A 16,772-nucleotide genomic window follows, 5' to 3' on the forward strand; every position below is an offset into this window, starting at 1 on the left:
TTCCTTAAGCTTGTTCTACGGAGCTAACTTGAGCGGCGGCATTGACTACCTTCGCTTCAAATTCACCACGGAAATGTTTGAGTGCACCCATAAGCGGTTCCATAGCACCTGGAGCATGCGCACAGAAAGTTTTACCAATCCAAAGCTTACGAGTCAGTTCTTGTAAGTGGTCGATATCTTCTTTCTTGCCTGTGCCATTTTCCAATGCTTTAAGCGCTTTCACAGCCCAAGGCAAGCCATCACGGCAAGGCGTACAGAAACCACATGATTCGCGTGCAAAGAATTCTTCTAGGTTACGTGTTGCTGAAACCATACATTGGGTTTCATCAACCACCATGAGCAGACAAGTTCCTAAACGTGAACCTGCTTTCATGATGCTTTCCGCATCCATAGGAAGATCAATATGCTCAGCAGCCAGGAAGTCAGTCGATGCACCGCCCGGTAACCATGCTTTCAGCTTTAAGCCGTCGCGCATACCACCAGCGTGATCTTCAATTACTTCACGCGCAGTCGTACCAAATGGCAATTCCCATAGACCAGGGAATTTCACTTTACCTGAAGCACCATAAATTTTAGTGCCTGGATCTTTCGACTTACCCGCAGATAAGTTGATGTACCATTCAGGGCCACGCAGCATGATGGCTGGCAAGTTGTTGTAAGTCTCTACGTTGTTGACAATTGTAGGACGACCCCAAGCACCTGCCACCTGTGGGAATGGCGGCTTGGTACGCGGGTTGGCACGGCGGCCTTCAAGCGAATTAATCAATGCAGTTTCTTCACCACAGATATAACGGCCCGCACCGGTATGCACGTGCAACTCGAAGTTCCAGCCGGTACCGAGGATGTTGTCACCCAGGTAACCTTTGGCACGAACTTGCTCAAGCGCTTCATTTAAGTATTTTGCAGCTTCGATGTACTCGCCACGGATAAAGATATAACCATGAGTCGCTTCCAGCGTATAGCCTGCAATCAGCATCCCTTCGATCAATTGATGAGGAAGATCTTCCATCAGCAAACGGTCTTTGAAGGTACCTGGTTCCATTTCATCGGCATTACAAATCAGGTAACGTGGACCTGAGTTGTCATTTGGCGCCATAAGTGACCATTTGATGCCTGCCGGGAAGCCTGCACCACCACGACCTTTAACAGTCGCTGCCTTAACCACTTCCAATACATCTTTAGGCGCCATAGACAGGGCTTTTTTAAAGCCTGCATAACCTTCCAGCGCTTCGTAATCATCTGCATTACGAACATTGGCTTGCTTGCTTAAACGCCAGGTAAGCGGATGAGTTTCCGGGTTACCGTCGCCATAAATTGGTTTTGGTTCAGTATTCATACATACTTCTCCAACAGCTGTTTCACCGAAGTCACTTCAACCAGACCGTGCGTGTCTTCATCAATCATTAAGGTTGGACCTTTGTCACAGTTACCTAGGCAGCAAATTGGCAGCAAAGTAAAACGACCATCTGCAGTCGTTTGACCAAACTGAATGCCTAATTCGCGCTGGAATGCTTCTGCCAAAGTTTCCGCGCCCATCAAGAAACACGCAATCGAATCACATAACAAAATTACGTGACGACCGACCGGTTGACGGTAAATACGGTTATAGAACGTCGCCACACCTTCCAGGTCTGCAACGCTCATGCTCAGCATTTGCGCGATGGCATTCATTTGCGCATCATCTACCCAGCCATTACGGCGTTGCACACACTTCAGCGCATCTAGACATGCTGCACGTGGGTATGGGTAGTGCCCCATGTGATGTTCGATATCGTGAATTTCGTCCGCAGTCAAAATTCCTTCAACATTCACACGTGGCTTTTTATCAGTCAAAATCATCATAATGCGTTTACCCCTTAGCGATCCACGTCAGCCATTACGACGTCAATGGTCGCTAAATAAATGATTAAGTCAGACATTAGGCTGCCGTTAATCACAGAAGGCATTTGCTGTAAATGCGTGAAGGTTGGTGTACGAATACGGGTACGGTAACTCATGGTTGACTTGTCTGAAGTCAAGTAGTAGTTCGACGCGCCTTTCACCACTTCTGCCATCACAGATGCTTCACCAGCCGGCATTACAGGACCCCAAGACACGCTCAAGAAGTGCGTAATCAAGGTTTCAATATCTTGTAATGTCTTGTCTTTTGGTGGTGGAACAGCCAGTGGATGGTCTGCTTTATATGCACCAGACGGCATGTTGTCTAAACATTGCTTGACAATTTTCAGTGATTCTTCGATTTCACGGAAGTGAACCATCACACGTGCATATGCATCGCCTTCGTACTCTAGAGGTACATCGAAGTCGTAGTTTTCATAGCCGCTATACGGACGATATTTACGAACGTCGAAATCGATACCTGTAGCACGCAGACCTGTACCAGTGACACCCCAAGCCAATGCCGATTTCGCATCGTATTGCGCCACACCTTGGGTACGGCCCATGAATACCGAGTTGCGTAAAGCAGCCTTGTAGTATTCATTCATACGTTTTGGCATCCAGTCGAGTAAATCTCGAACCAGCTTATCCCAACCATTTGGCAGGTCGTGGGCAGTACCGCCAATACGGAACCATGCCGGGTGCATACGGTAACCTGTAATGGCTTCTACGATATCGTAGACTTTTTGACGGTCAGCGAACATATAGAACACTGGCGTCATACCGCCGGCATCCTGGATCGCGGTACCAATAAACAGCAAGTGGTTATTGATACGGAACAATTCCGATAACATGACACGGATACACTGCGCACGGTCAGGTACAGTAATACCCGCCATCTGCTCCACACCCATCACATAAGGCATGTTCTGTGCACAGCCACCGAGGTAGTCGACACGGTCGGTATACGGAATGAAGGAATGCCAGGTTTGACGTTCAGCCATCTTTTCCACACCACGGTGGTGATAACCGATGTCAGGCACACAGTCTTTGACTTCTTCACCGTCCAGCTGCAGGATCACACGGAAGGCACCGTGTGCAGATGGATGGTTCGGACCCAAGTTCAGGAACATGAAGTCTTCGTCAGCATTGCCGCGCTTCATACCCCAATCTTCAGGAACGAAACGAAGATGTTCCTGTTCGTAGTCCTGTTTGGCTTTATCTTGCAGATACGGCGTATATTCGGTCGCACGTGCAGAATATTCTTTACGTAGCGGATGACCTTCCCAATAGGTTGGCAACAAGATACGACGGAGCATTGGATGTCCTTCGAAATTGATCCCGAACATATCGTAAGCTTCACGTTCGTACCAGTTGGCATTTGGCCAGATATTGGTTGCCGTTTGAAGGTTCAAATCGCTTTCTGCTAAGGCAACTTTAATACGAATGTCAGTATTACGCTCGAGCGACAACAAGTGATAGAACACTGTGAAGTCAGACGCAGGTAAACCGTCGCGGTGCGTACGTAGACGCTCATCTACCGCTGACAGGTCGAACAACATCACGTAAGGACGTGACACTGTACGCAAGAACATTAAAACTTCTTGTACACGGGCGCGCTCAACCCAGACTGTCGGGAAATCCTCGAAAGTCGTTTGCACAAAGAAGTTCTCACCAAATTTGGTTTTGAGTTCTTCAATGATCGCAAATGCTGGGCGTGAATCAACAGGCGTTGACTCTGGCATAGCAATGTCAGTTTCAGCCATTGGCTTGGCTTCCTATTTAATACAAATTCAGTCAACCTAAACGACAATTACACCCATAGCGGGTGCACAACAAAAAACCTGTCGTTTAAATTATTTAATTTCATCCATAGAGCGTAAGTTCTTCACAGCAACACGCTGGTCTTTCTTACGGTCACGTTCCGGCATCATCTTTGGCTTATACACTGGCTTAAGATCATCACCGATCACCGCAGAAAGTGGACGACGCTCTAGTTGAATCTGGTCTTGCAACAGCATTAATGCCTGAATCAAAGCTTCAGGACGTGGTGGGCAACCTGGAACATACACATCAACCGGGATGATTTTATCCACACCTTGTACGACTGAATAAATATCGTACATACCGCCCGAGTTGGCACATGCACCCATTGAAATAACCCATTTCGGTTCAAGCATCTGTTCATACAGGCGCTGAATAACCGGAGCCATTTTTACGAAGACGGTACCTGCAACAATCATCAAGTCTGCCTGACGTGGTGAAGCACGGATAACCTCGGCACCAAAACGTGACAAGTCATGCACACCGGTCAAGGTCGTTGCATATTCTACGTAGCAGCAAGATGTACCAAAGTTAAATGGCCAAACTGAGTTTTTACGACCCCAGTTGACTGCTGTATGTACCACATCCTCTAAACGAGTCATGAACACATTTTTATTCACTTCTTCTTCTAAAAGCGGATCTTCGACAACGATACGCTCTTGAAGTGGATATTGATCAGCATCCGGATTCGCACGGGTTAATGTATATTTCATCCCGTCTTACTCCTTATCAAATGATTTAGCCGGTGAGCTTTTCACACGACCAGAGGATTGAGCTGGGATCTGACCTGTAGGGTCGATTACCAATTCTTCAATGGAGTTAAAGCGCGTAATTTCTGCAAGATCCATATTTGGCGAACCGATCTTGGCTTTAATTCCTGCTGCCTTACGTCTGTCTGAAGGTGCCCAATTGAGTGCGCCTGTCGATAATTCGTAAATCAAACCAACAAGTAAAACCAAAATAAAGATAGCTGCAGCTGCAAAACCAATCCAACCTACTTCACGAACAGAAACTGCCCATGCATATAGATAAAGTGCTTCTAAATCAAACACCACGAAGAAAATTGCAACTAAATAGAATTTTGCAGACAAGCGGATACGAGCTCCACCTGCACTAACTACACCTGACTCAAACTGCTCCTGCTTGGCACGGCCCCATGATTTACCCCCAAGGAGTAACGGGACAGTCAGCATAAAGACGCATAAAAATGTAACGCCGATCACGAAGGCAATAATTGCCCATTCGTATGGAGTAATAGCACTCATGCGGGGATAACTCCTGGCAGGCCTATTTGTTAACAAAGAATGTATGTATTGGCCTTCAAATACACCAAACACAAAATTAATCCCGCCAATTGTACCTGATTTCTGATTTCACTTGCTAGTTTATAAGCCTTAGTCTTTGGGATGATTTTTTAGGCATTTCAGCATTTAATTTAACTTTCATCACCCCGAACCCGCTTTTATCGTTTTATTAAATTAAATTTTAAATTTTGATTTATTTTTCTATAAAAGGTTGTGCAAAACAACTGGCTTTCCCATTCACGGCATTTCTAGCCGTCTCTTTAGATATAGTCCTTTTGCCGGGCAAAGCCAAGCACAATCTGATAAAAACTTATTACAGAAACCCCAAATCTACACTCTTAAGCCAGACCTCAAGCTGAATATGCAGGTATAACATTCATTTAACTTTCTCAGCCATATCGTAATGTTAAACAAGCAATTGTGTCTTTTTGCAACACACTCAACAGACTGATTCAGAATATGTTATTTGTAATTCTAAGCCACATCATGACATTTATAAAGTAACAATAAGGAGTCCCTGCATGTCTCTACATTATGCGCATAAACCAAATTATTTTTTATATGCTCAATTAGTGGTTCGACATATACAAAATTATATCCAGAAAAACCCCGAAACCAGCCAGCTTGCTTTTGATTTAAATGAAATTCATGCATTATTTCAAGATGATTTTGCCTCTTCCAGTATCAATCTGGATGGCATTATGAATATCGCCGATGAATATAAAGTCGAAACCTTATCAGGTGACCAGAAACTGATTCAACGCTATGACATAGATGTAAAGAACGCCAAACTGCTGATCGACTGTAATCCTGAAGCACTACAAAGCTTAAAAGATGGAAAACCACTGATTGAACCAGATGCAACCATTCAGGAATAAAACCCACTCCCATTAAAAAACGATGCTAATGCATCGTTTTTTAATGGTTAGAAATCATTCATCGAGTATTAAACTGAATGATCACTGGCTTCCTCAGTCTTTTTTTCCAGCAACTTGCGCTTACCCTTCTTGACATAGCGCTGTGCCGGCCAAGTCATGGTAAAACGTGCACCACCCAAGGTCGGACTTTCATCTACCTGAATCGTGCCACCAAACCAGTACGCAATCCGACTGACAATGGACAAACCTAAACCATAACCACCTGAAGCACGGGTACGGCTATCATCCAGTCGAGCAAAGGCTTCAAAAATGCGGGCCCGATCTATTTCTGGAATTCCGGGACCGTCATCCTCGACACACACATAGGCCTGACCCTCTTGATCCAGACCACCGCTGATTAATACCTTGTTATCACAATAACGTATAGCATTGCCCACCAGATTCTGAATCACACGATGCAGATAGCGACGCTCCGCCTCTACCATGACCACCTCAGGCATTGGATGCAATTCAATAATTTTCTGGGTTTTTAGCGCTTCAGTTTCCTGTGCCACCTGATTCAGCACGTCATACAGATCAATCTGTTCAAACTCAATTGACGGCATACCCTGTTCCAGTTTGGCATAGGTCATGATCTCATCAATCAAGGTGTTCAGCGCTTCAATATCCTTATCAATCTGCTCAACCTGTTGCAGACGATACTCGTAGTCATCTTCATCCGCCATCATTTCCACACCAAAACGGATCCGTGCTACCGGGGTACGCAATTCATGCGACACCGCACGCATTAATTCCCGCTGTGCTTCGATCAAACGCTGGATATGGTCTGACATATTGTTATAGCTAGAGGCCAGTGTAGACATCTCATCACTGCCTTCCACAGGAAGACGCAATGACATGTTGCCTGTCTTCATTTTGTTTAAGGCGTAGCTCACTTCACGCAACTTACGCTGCATCGGAACCAGCAGGCCATACACACCTAAACTCAGTACAAACAGACTCAATAGAGTAATACCGGTCGCCAACTGGAATGGCATCCAGTTAAACAGGGGTACCGGCCCCATCACCAGCACTTGCGAGGTCGAACCGGGAATTGGCGAAATAATTGAAATGGTGGTACCACGAATGGAGGCATTATCGCGGTATAAAATAATGCTGTGATCCAGACGCAAACGCCCGACCTGCTCGGAATCTAAAGGTAAATTCTGGATATTTTCGATGGAAATCGGATAAGAAAAGTAATCCTGGATACGGGCCAAGTATTCTTTTTCCTGACCTGGATAATAGACCAGATAGTCCAGAATAAAGACCGGCAAAGCCTTCATCTGGCGTTCAGTAATACTGTCAGCCTTAATATAAAGGTAATGATCTGGATCATCGCGCAGTCCCACCACTATATAGGCAATACCGGATTCGGCATCCCAGCGCACCACGGCCTTACGTTCGGCAAGACGGCGGCCTTCAGCACGGGTAATATCTACCTTGCTGGCTTCTATATAGTGGATAGGCAGTTCCAGCAAATCGGATGCATCAGAAACCCAATCCATCTTTTGCTGGAGATTTGGCTGGCGCGCGACCCCTTCGCTGATGATATATGCCATACCATCAGTCAGGGATTCGCGATATTCTTGCGCACGCTGATAGTTGATAATCTGTACCAACAGATAGCCGAACACCGCCACCAAGACTACAAGGATGACGAGTCCTGCATAGATACGCAAAAATATACTGTGTTTAAACACCTATAATTTATCCTGCCTGTTCAAGCAAAAAACCACATTTGCTTAAAGTCCATTAGTCTCTTTAACGAAAAGATAACCTTTACTACGTACCGTTTTAATACGTTTCGGATTCTCTGGATCGTCACCAATTTTTGGACGGATACGCGAAATACGCACATCGATTGAACGGTCTTGACCGTCATATTCGATTCCGCGTAAACGTTCGAAAATATCTTCGCGCGAAAGGATACGGCCAGCATTCGATGCCAGCAACCATAACAAGTCATATTCTGCACTGGTAAAATCAACCAGCTCCCCATTTAAGGTCACTGAACGGCCACCATTGTCGATCACAAGGTCATCAAATTCGATGCGCTGTGCCACTTCATCTTCAGGCACCTTGTCGGTACGACGCAGCAATGCACGAATACGCGCCAGCAATACACGCGGCTGTACAGGTTTAGCGACATAGTCATCTGCACCCATTTCCAGACCCAGAACCTGATCCATATCTTCAGTACGTGCCGTCAACATCAAAATCGGCTGATGATAATGTGGACGTACTTCACGACAAATGGTAAGACCATCGGCACCCGGCAACATCACATCCAGCACCACCATATCTGGCTGTTCGGCAATAATCCGACGAATGGCACGATTCCCATCCGGCTCTACCCCCACCTCAAGTCCGTTACGGATGAGGTATTCTTGCGTTAAACGAGCAAGACGCTCGTCATCCTCAACGATTAAAATCTTGGGTAACTTTTCTTCTTGGCTCATGTATTGCCCCTTATATGGTGGATCTACGCTATAGGCGTATCCTTTTGAAATCCAATAGATACGTTTTTAATATGTTTGCAATATACACACGTTTACATTGTAAACAAGATAGCGTTCACCAAACTGATACATCCCGTTAGCATTTTGTAATATTTTATCGTGCATTTTTTAGGCAATTATGCTTGAAACATAGGCTTAGATCTGATTTGTGATTTACAGAACTATTACATGTACAAAATATGACTGCTTGATTCAGGACTTTTTAGTTATCCACAGTGTTATCTATAAGCACTTTCTGTGGACTTTGTTATGCTATGCCTTGCCTGATAAGGCTTATACAAAAATCAATAAAAATAGAGATATTTTTACAAGGATTGAAGACGAACTTCAGAAAAATATTTAGCTAAATGTCAATATTGATCTACCCTAAATTTTCCCGTATCTTGTGTTCAATTAATTTTAAAACCACTAGGTCTTGTGTTTATTCCTCAAACACTGTGGCATGAAATTTGCCCAGTTCAAACGGTCCATAAACATAAAAATAGATGACAATGGAGCTATGCTAAATGAGCGTAACCACTTCAACTCCTGGTCAACTTCAGGTGATTAAACGCACCGGTGATGTTGCCGCTTTTGATGCAGAAAAAATATCTGTCGCAATTGGTAAAGCGTTTTTGGCGGTTGAAGGCCAGCATAGCGCTGACTCAAGCCGAATCCATGATCGTATCGAACAACTGACGGAAATGGTATTAAATACCTTTAAACGTCGTTTACCTTCTGGCGGAACGATTCATATCGAAGAAATTCAAGACCAAGTTGAACTTGCGCTAATGCGTACGGGCGAACAGAAAGTTGCACGCTCTTATGTCATTTATCGTGAACAACGTTCTGAAGCACGTAAACAGTTAGGTACGAATCACCACCCTACACTACAAGTCCTTGATGCTGAAGGTAACCTTAAGCCACTTGATTTAAGTGCTTTAACTGCACATATCACTAAAGCAGCAGAAGGTCTGGAAGGGATTGATGTACAAGCCATTGTCGATGAGACCGTGAAAAACTTGTACAACGGCGTTAAAGAGTCTGACATCTCGACCACCATGATGATGGCGACCCGTACCCGGATCGAGCAAGAGCCGAACTATACCTATGTGACTGCACGTTTGTTACGTGATGATCTGGTGGCGACAGGCTTGAAGTTCCTAGGTCTGCCTACGGATACTCATGAAGGTGAAGCACTTGAAACTTTCCTGAAAAAAGGGATTGAGCTTGAGCTTATTTCACCAGAACTGCTTAACTTTGACCTGGCGAAATTGGCAGCGGCGATTCAACCAGAACGCTCGAACCAGTTTACCTATTTAGGTCTACAAACTTTATTTGACCGTTACTTCATCCATTCAGATGGCGTACGTTTTGAATTACCGCAATTGTTCTTTATGCGTGTTTCTATGGGCTTGTCGCTCAATGAAGAAAACCGTGAAGACCGTGCAATCGAATTCTACAACTTATTGTCTAGCTTCGATTACATGGCATCGACGCCTACCCTGTTTAACTCAGGTACGCTTCGTCCACAGTTGTCTAGCTGCTACTTAACGACTATTGATGATGACCTGTATGACATTTATGGCGCAATGCGTGATAACGCAATGCTGTCTAAATGGGCCGGCGGTTTAGGTAATGACTGGACGCCAGTTCGTGCCTTAAACTCGTACATCAAAGGTACCAATGGTAAGTCGCAAGGTGTGGTTCCATTCCTGAAAGTGGCGAATGATACTGCAGTTGCAGTTAACCAGGGTGGTAAGCGTAAAGGTGCAGTGTGTGCATATCTTGAAACTTGGCACTTAGACATCGAAGAATTCCTAGAACTACGTAAAAACACCGGTGATGACCGTCGTCGTACCCACGACATGAACACAGCGAACTGGGTTCCTGACCTGTTCATGCAACGTGTATTCGAAGATGCGGAATGGACGTTGTTCACTCCTTCTGAAACCCCAGATCTACATGATTTGACCGGTGCAGCATTCGCTGAGCGTTATGCTTACTACGAAGGCATTGCCAAAGAAACAAACATGTTGCACAAGAAAATCCGTGCAAAAGATTTGTGGCGCAAAATGCTGTCGATGTTATTTGAAACTGGTCACCCGTGGATCACATTCAAAGACGTGTGTAACCTACGTTCACCACAACAACACGTGGGTGTAGTTCACTCTTCTAACCTGTGTACAGAAATCACCCTGAACACCAGCAAAGAAGAAATTGCGGTATGTAACCTGGGTTCAATCAACCTGGTTCAACACGTTCAAGGCGGTGTACTTGATCGCGAAAAACTGGCACGTACGGTTAAAACTGCAGTTCGCATGCTGGACAACGTGATTGACATCAACTACTACGCTGTTCCACAAGCGCGTAATTCGAACCTGAAACACCGTCCAGTCGGTATGGGTATCATGGGCTTCCAAGATGCGTTATACGAAATGGGTATGGCGTATGGTTCTGATGCAGCGGTTGAGTTTGCTGATGAATCGATGGAAGTGATTTCTTACTACGCGATTTCAACATCAAGCGATTTGGCTGTTGAACGTGGTACTTATGAAACATTTAAAGGTTCATTGTGGGATCAGGGTATTTTACCGATCGACTCGCTTGACCTGGTTGCGAAAACACGTCCGGAACGCATGTTCGAAGTAGACCGTACGCAACGTCTGGACTGGGACACTTTACGTGCCAAAGTTCAAAAAGACGGTATGCGTAACTCGAACGTGATGGCGATTGCACCGACTGCAACGATTTCAAACATCTGTGGCGTGTCTCAGTCAATTGAGCCAACATTCCAGAACTTGTATGTGAAATCAAACCTGTCTGGCGAATTCACCGTGATTAACCCGTACCTGGTACGTGCGTTAAAAGAACGTGGTCTTTGGGATGCGGTAATGGTCAACGACCTGAAACATTTCGAAGGTTCTGTGCAGAAGATTTCACGTATTCCTGAAGAGCTTAAAGCCATCTTTGCGACTGCGTTTGAAGTCGATACGCGCTGGATCGTGGATGCTGCATCACGCCGTCAAAAATGGATCGATCAGGCTCAGTCTCTGAACCTTTACATCGCTGGTGCAAACGGTAAAAAACTGGACATCACTTATAAGATGGCTTGGTTACGCGGTCTGAAAACGACTTATTATCTTCGTGCATTGGGTGCGACTTCTGCAGAGAAATCAACCATTAATACGGGCGCGTTAAACGCAGTGAAATCAACTGTGACAGCAGCTCCTGTTGCAGCAGTTGCTCCGGTGGTTGAAGCGAAAAAACCTGAAGCGCCTGTAGAAGAAGACGGTTTTGCGCAAGCAGCGCCAGTGCCATTGGCATGTTCGATTGACAATCCTGATTGTGAGGCTTGTCAATAATTGGCGAGTTTCTAGAATCCCCCTAAATCCCCCTTTTACAAAGGGGGATTTCCAGAAATCAAAATAGGTAGATGGAAGCCCCTCCTGAGCTAATTTTCAAGCACTGCTTTGAAAATGAAGCGCAAGAAGGAGGGGTTTGGGGAGGATTTAGAATTTAAAAACAACAAAGGAAACCATCATGCCCCATATGACCCACAACTACATGTTAGGACTTGCGGCATTGCTGATTTCCTTTGGTATTACCTTTTACGCACCACTTGCTTATTTCTGGTTCAAACTTCGCCAGCAGCGTAAGCAAAATAAGTAGTGGCGATCATTGCTCCTGTATAAAACTAGAGCATTCATCGACAAAACTTAATTTTGCTTACACAAATTAAGCGTATAGTAAGACATCTCAGCCAAGCTGAATGTCTCATAAAAGATATAAAGCAACGTAGAGAGAATTGATATGTCTATCCTAAGTTGGGACGATTTCGAAGATGATTCGCAAAAACCGGCTGCACCTGAACAGCAGCCTACGCCCGTCGAGCCGCAAAAAGCGACTAATTCACAGATGGTATCTGATGCAGGCAACGCATCGCCGGATGTGGCAGCTGCACAACCCCTTAGAGCCACTCAAAACCGAGGATCAAATCCCACCGATTCGCTGGCAAGAGCATCTGCTTCCCTAAATCAACTTGATGTTGCTCCAGGTCTAGAAGAACTAGAAATGGGCGCGCAACGTGTACAGGTTGACGACAAGGCAATGATCAACTGCCGTGCAGACTTGAACCAGCTTGTTCCATTCAAATACGAATGGGCTTGGCAGAAGTATCTGGACGGATGTGCAAACCACTGGATGCCGCAAGAAGTCAATATGAACCACGACATCGCGTTGTGGAAGTCTGAAAATGGCTTGACTGAAGATGAACGTACCATCGTAATGCGTTCACTCGGTTTCTTCTCGACTGCCGACTCACTGGTTGCAAACAATCTGGTATTGGCGATTTACCGTCACATTACCAACCCTGAATGCCGTCAGTACATCTTGCGTCAGGCGTTTGAAGAAGCGATTCACACACACGCTTATCAGTACTGTATCGAGTCGCTAGGTATGGATGAAGGCGAAGTCTTCAACATGTACCGCGAAGTTCCGTCAGTGGCACGTAAAGCAGCGTGGGGCCTGAAATATACCCAGTCTTTGAGTGATCCTACTTTCAAAACCGGTACACCTGAAAATGACCAGATCCTGCTTCGCAACCTGATCGCGTTCTACTGTGTACTTGAAGGGATCTTCTTCTACTGCGGTTTCAGCCAGATTCTGTCGATGGGTCGTCGTAACAAGATGAATGGTGTTGCCGAGCAGTTCCAGTACATCCTGCGTGATGAATCCATGCACCTGAACTTCGGTATCGATATGATCAACCAGATCAAAAACGAGAACCCGGCGTTATGGACCACTGAATTCCAGGAAGAAATCATTCAGATGATTCTTGAAGGCACGATGCTGGAAATCGAATATGCACGTGACACGATGCCACGCGGTGTATTGGGCATGAATGCTGCAATGATGGAAGAATACCTGAAGTTTATTGCCAACCGTCGTCTGGCGCAGTTAGGCCTGCCTGAACAATTTGCTGGTGTGAATAATCCATTCCAGTGGATGTCAGAGATGATGGACTTGCGTAAAGAGAAGAATTTCTTCGAAACGCGTGTTACGGATTATCAGACTGGCGGCGCGCTAAGCTGGTAATTAGAAATATCACGTAATATATAAAATATTATGAATAAAAAACCGCCATTCTTGGCGGTTTTTTATCGAATGAATTTTAAGTTATTTCATCTTTTCAACGATTTGTTCAGCCTTTTTCAGATGTGCAGCAACCGCAGTACGGGTTTGTGTCAGCATATTCTTTAATTCTGCATTTTTAGCATTTGGGATCAATTGCTTGTCTAGCAGCGTCACCACTTTACGATGCACTTCAACCTGACTGGTCATATAGTCTTTATCAGGGGTAGCTGATCGACTCAGCTTAGCCACAATCTTATCGCTGTCATTCTGTAATGAAGTGCTGATACTGCTCGCTTGTGGCGTTAACTTTAAGCGATTTGCCAAGGCCTGACCTTTTTTCTCATTTGCTGAATGATCCTTAATCATCATTTGAGCATATTGGCGGGCTTCTGTTGTTTTCAATTTTGGCAAGGCAGTTTCTGCCTGCTTAATCTCACCGTTATTTGCTGTGCTTACTACCTTGATCACCTGACTGTCAGTCAAATTCACCCGACTGTCATTTGATAGTTGAGAATGCTGTTTACCATCGGCCGTAGATTGCTGGTTCATCGCCATAGTCTGGCCTGCAGCAAAGATTAATGCACCACTGACTGCAACACAGTTAATCATCTTCTTCATTGGAATAGCTTTCATAATGGCACCCTTTAACGTTTTATTGATTAAATTTGCCTTTATAAAATAGGTGAATTCACTGAAAGACAGTGTAATGTTTGCGTTGTTTTTTTAAGCAATATATAAAACGTGTATTAAGTAAAGCAAAGACTGTTGGTAATTAGTTCATTCATTTGATATTTGCAAAAAACTACGTTATTGCACTCCTGCATATACGTATGACAAGCTCTAGTGGTGAGCAAGATTTAAAAAATCCCGCTGATATAACGGGACTTTTTTATTTTTAATTTAGGAACAGTGAATCATCTGATTAAAATTCTTTTGTCACACTCAGACCAGCGCTCCAGTTCCGCCCTTCTGCCGGTTCAAAAAAACGACCATTACTTTCATTGACGATGACTGAACCCACATAATTTTTATCAAACAAATTATCAACACGTGTAAAAGTATTCACTGACCAATCCGGTATTTTCCATTGATAACCCACATTGGCGCCAGCGACCGTGTAGCTTGGTGCAGTATCAGAATTTAAATCATTCACATAAATCTTGTCGCTATAACGAATATCCAGTCCCGCATGGAAACCATTTTCAGGCTTCCAGCCCAGACTTAAAAGTGCCTGATTTTTGGCAATCCCCGGAATATAGTTCCCGTCTGCAATGGCAGCAACCGTATCAATTGCAGGAATATCTGCATCAAAAGTGGCATCAATATAGCTATAGCTGGCTTGTGCAGTCAGATCGCGCCACAGGTTTTTGTTCCAGGAGAGTTCCACACCTTCTCTGAAGGTTTTATCTGCATTCCGGAAGGTGGCACGTCCATCCTCATTTCCCGCAGAGACAATGTCATTTTTGGTTCTGGTCTGAAAGGCTGCTACGGTGACATCTCCCCATTCACTGGCAGACTTCAAACCGACTTCATAGGTTTTACTTTCCGCGGCTTTTAAACTGAAGCTGCGGTTTTCAGCAGTATTTGCAGGATAAGACATCTCGGTAAATGTTGGTGTTTCAAAGCCTTGGGCATAACTGGTATAGGCCATCAGCTCAGGTAGGATTTGCCAGCTTAACGCTAAAGATGGCAATAATTTTTGATAATCGGTTTTGCCTGAATTATCGCCATTGGAAAGGAATTTATCTTCAGACTTAAAATGTACATTGCTATAACGCAAGCCGGCATCCAGCGTCCAGTCTGGCAAGAATGCATAGGATGCTTGTAGATATGGATCAAGATTCCACAAGCGATTGTCTTCATCCCGGCGAAGTTCACCTTTTACCCCCAAGGTATCGCCTGAAAAGTTCTGATAGCCTTTACGGTCTTCGGTCATGGCATCCACGGCGATACCGGCAATCAGATTAGCATTTGGCAAAATATCTTTAGCTGTCCAGCGCAGATCAGCACCGTAGAAATGACGGTCAAAATCAATCACGCCACCGGCATGATTAACTCCACCTTGTGCGGTACGGGGAATCGACTGATATTGGGTGACTGCCCGCTGCCCCCAATACGCCATGCCGTAGAGTTCATGCTGATCATTAATCGGTTTATTCCAGGTCATCCCTATTTGCAGCTGTTCGATTTCCTTACGTGCATTATATAAAAGGACATTCGCAGCGACCTGTTTAGGATTGGCTTGCCACTGTTCGCGAGTCAACCCGCCGGGATCATCCGCAGCAATTTTAACGTAATTATTAATCCAGTTAATTTTGGAGCCGTCCTCCAGATCCCAAGTCAGCTTGGCATTGCTCAGGACTTTATGCGCGCCGCTATGATCCCGGAAACCGTCGGTATTAAAATAGGACGAACTGATCATATAGCTCGGCTCATTGGCATTTTCTGAACCGCCTTGCAAAACCAGCTTGGTCTGGCCTTTATTTTGACTACCGGCAGAATGACCCAGTTCAATCGAGTCGGCACCTTGCCCCTCTCGTGTGCTGGTTAAAATCGTACCACCGGATGAATTGCCATAGAGCGATGAAAATCCACTGCCCAGCACTTCAATATGGTCCAGACTGTTCAAGTCAATATTCGAGGTTTGCCCCTGCCCATCCGGCATGGTGGCAGGAATGCCATCGACATATAAACGCACACCACGCACGCCAAAACTGGAACGTGCACCAAAGCCACGCATCGAAATTTGCAAGTCTTGGGCATAGTTTTCACGATTATTGAGCTGTAGCCCCGGAATACCTTTTAATGTTTCCGAAAGATTCACATTCAGGCTGTTATCTTGTTCCTGATTGAGATAATAAACCGATGCCGGCGTGCTCAACCTCTCCCGGTCAGTACGGGTCGCCTGCACAATAATGGGCGCAAGTTTTTGTACTTCTGTCGCTGTATTTTCAGCATACAGCGTCTGGCTCATACAGGCGATTAAACCGGATACTGTGGTTTTTATAGGGAGATGTTGAAGTCGATGCTGCATAATTTCGGGTTCCTGTTTTCTATATGCCTCATAAAACTCATATGCTGCCGCAGCAAATCACATGATTTATTCTATAAGCCGGTGTGATCTTCAATGATCAGTGGATTCGAATTTTCTTCATCAGAATACAGATAGAAATGTTAGTTTTAAGCCGTGTGCGAAGTGAAATTTGAATATC

Annotated in this window: 13 protein-coding genes; 4 read left to right on the plus strand and 9 right to left on the minus strand. The window is 44.9% G+C overall.

All coding sequences use genetic code 11. From position 1 onward, the window contains the following. Positions 1–4: 4 nt before the first annotated feature. The 5 genes from nuoF to ndhC all read right to left on the minus strand — a co-directional run bounded on the left by nuoF (position 5) and on the right by ndhC (position 4,967). Positions 5–1,336: an NADH-quinone oxidoreductase subunit NuoF gene (gene nuoF / locus KUG37_RS10110; RefSeq protein ID WP_216934668.1), complete on the minus strand. Its 1,332-nt coding sequence runs from the start codon at positions 1,334–1,336 to the stop codon at positions 5–7. After that, positions 1,333–1,842, minus strand: coding sequence for an NADH-quinone oxidoreductase subunit NuoE (nuoE, locus tag KUG37_RS10115; RefSeq protein ID WP_004280775.1), 510 nt, complete (start codon positions 1,840–1,842; stop codon positions 1,333–1,335). The genes nuoF and nuoE overlap by 4 nt, the downstream gene beginning before the upstream one ends. A 14-nt stretch (positions 1,843–1,856) precedes the next feature. Then, positions 1,857–3,644: an NADH-quinone oxidoreductase subunit C/D gene (gene nuoC / locus KUG37_RS10120; RefSeq protein ID WP_216934666.1), complete on the minus strand. Its 1,788-nt coding sequence runs from the start codon at positions 3,642–3,644 to the stop codon at positions 1,857–1,859. 90 nt (positions 3,645–3,734) lie between these two features. Next, on the minus strand, positions 3,735–4,415 hold the full coding sequence (locus tag KUG37_RS10125) for an NADH-quinone oxidoreductase subunit B family protein (protein WP_216934664.1): 681 nt from the start codon (positions 4,413–4,415) through the stop codon (positions 3,735–3,737). Positions 4,416–4,421: 6 nt separating this feature from the next. Next, positions 4,422–4,967 carry an NADH-quinone oxidoreductase subunit A gene (gene ndhC / locus KUG37_RS10130; protein WP_216934663.1) on the minus strand — a complete coding sequence of 182 codons (546 nt, stop codon included), beginning with the start codon at positions 4,965–4,967 and terminating at the stop codon, positions 4,422–4,424. 560 nt (positions 4,968–5,527) lie between these two features. Here ndhC and KUG37_RS10135 point away from each other — a divergent pair. After that, on the plus strand, positions 5,528–5,884 hold the full coding sequence (locus KUG37_RS10135; RefSeq protein ID WP_216934661.1) for a hypothetical protein: 357 nt from the start codon (positions 5,528–5,530) through the stop codon (positions 5,882–5,884). Positions 5,885–5,952: 68 nt separating this feature from the next. Here KUG37_RS10135 and bfmS read toward each other — a convergent pair whose 3' ends face one another. Continuing rightward, a complete protein-coding gene (bfmS, locus tag KUG37_RS10140) occupies positions 5,953–7,626 on the minus strand; it encodes an ATP-binding protein (RefSeq protein ID WP_216934658.1) in 1,674 nt (557 codons plus the stop codon). A 42-nt stretch (positions 7,627–7,668) separates the two neighbouring features. Further along, positions 7,669–8,385 (minus strand): response regulator transcription factor BfmR, encoded by a 717-nt coding sequence (gene bfmR / locus KUG37_RS10145; RefSeq protein ID WP_005104084.1) that lies wholly within the window; start codon positions 8,383–8,385, stop codon positions 7,669–7,671. Positions 8,386–8,951: 566 nt separating this feature from the next. Between bfmR and KUG37_RS10150 the strand changes: the two genes are divergently transcribed. From KUG37_RS10150 to KUG37_RS10155, 3 genes are all read left to right on the plus strand, one after another. Continuing rightward, positions 8,952–11,789, plus strand: coding sequence for a ribonucleoside-diphosphate reductase subunit alpha (locus KUG37_RS10150; protein ID WP_216940409.1), 2,838 nt, complete (start codon positions 8,952–8,954; stop codon positions 11,787–11,789). 178 nt (positions 11,790–11,967) lie between these two features. After that, positions 11,968–12,096: a hypothetical protein gene (locus KUG37_RS14850; RefSeq protein WP_302052317.1), complete on the plus strand. Its 129-nt coding sequence runs from the start codon at positions 11,968–11,970 to the stop codon at positions 12,094–12,096. Between the two features lie 141 nt (positions 12,097–12,237). Continuing rightward, on the plus strand, positions 12,238–13,521 hold the full coding sequence (locus tag KUG37_RS10155) for a ribonucleotide-diphosphate reductase subunit beta (protein ID WP_216934654.1): 1,284 nt from the start codon (positions 12,238–12,240) through the stop codon (positions 13,519–13,521). A gap of 81 nt (positions 13,522–13,602) precedes the next feature. Here KUG37_RS10155 and KUG37_RS10160 read toward each other — a convergent pair whose 3' ends face one another. Together KUG37_RS10160 and KUG37_RS10165 are read right to left on the minus strand one after the other, a co-directional pair. Beyond that, positions 13,603–14,193, minus strand: a complete 591-nt coding sequence (locus KUG37_RS10160; protein ID WP_216940411.1) for a DUF4142 domain-containing protein — start codon at positions 14,191–14,193, stop codon at positions 13,603–13,605. A gap of 289 nt (positions 14,194–14,482) precedes the next feature. Next, entirely contained in the window at positions 14,483–16,594 is a 2,112-nt protein-coding gene (locus KUG37_RS10165) for a TonB-dependent receptor (protein WP_216940414.1), read from the minus strand. Positions 16,595–16,772 lie beyond the last annotated feature (178 nt).

The sequence above is a fragment of the Acinetobacter sp. BY419 genome, assembly GCF_019038395.1.
In the GTDB taxonomy this organism is placed as follows: Bacteria; Pseudomonadota; Gammaproteobacteria; order Pseudomonadales; family Moraxellaceae; genus Acinetobacter.

Bases quoted from the DNA above. Each gene is read 5' to 3' on its own strand.
- KUG37_RS10160 (WP_216940411.1), bottom strand. From the start codon at position 14,193: ATGAAAGCTATTCCAATGAAGAAGATGATTAACTGTGTTGCAGTCAGT.
- KUG37_RS10125 (WP_216934664.1), bottom strand. From the start codon at position 4,415: ATGAAATATACATTAACCCGTGCGAATCCGGATGCTGATCAATATCCA.
- nuoF (WP_216934668.1), bottom strand. From the start codon at position 1,336: ATGAATACTGAACCAAAACCAATTTATGGCGACGGTAACCCGGAAACT.
- bfmR (WP_005104084.1), bottom strand. From the start codon at position 8,385: ATGAGCCAAGAAGAAAAGTTACCCAAGATTTTAATCGTTGAGGATGAC.
- KUG37_RS10135 (WP_216934661.1), top strand. From the start codon at position 5,528: ATGTCTCTACATTATGCGCATAAACCAAATTATTTTTTATATGCTCAA.
- ndhC (WP_216934663.1), bottom strand. From the start codon at position 4,967: ATGAGTGCTATTACTCCATACGAATGGGCAATTATTGCCTTCGTGATC.
- KUG37_RS10150 (WP_216940409.1), top strand. From the start codon at position 8,952: ATGAGCGTAACCACTTCAACTCCTGGTCAACTTCAGGTGATTAAACGC.
- KUG37_RS14850 (WP_302052317.1), top strand. From the start codon at position 11,968: ATGCCCCATATGACCCACAACTACATGTTAGGACTTGCGGCATTGCTG.
- KUG37_RS10155 (WP_216934654.1), top strand. From the start codon at position 12,238: ATGTCTATCCTAAGTTGGGACGATTTCGAAGATGATTCGCAAAAACCG.
- nuoE (WP_004280775.1), bottom strand. From the start codon at position 1,842: ATGATGATTTTGACTGATAAAAAGCCACGTGTGAATGTTGAAGGAATT.
- nuoC (WP_216934666.1), bottom strand. From the start codon at position 3,644: ATGGCTGAAACTGACATTGCTATGCCAGAGTCAACGCCTGTTGATTCA.
- KUG37_RS10165 (WP_216940414.1), bottom strand. From the start codon at position 16,594: ATGCAGCATCGACTTCAACATCTCCCTATAAAAACCACAGTATCCGGT.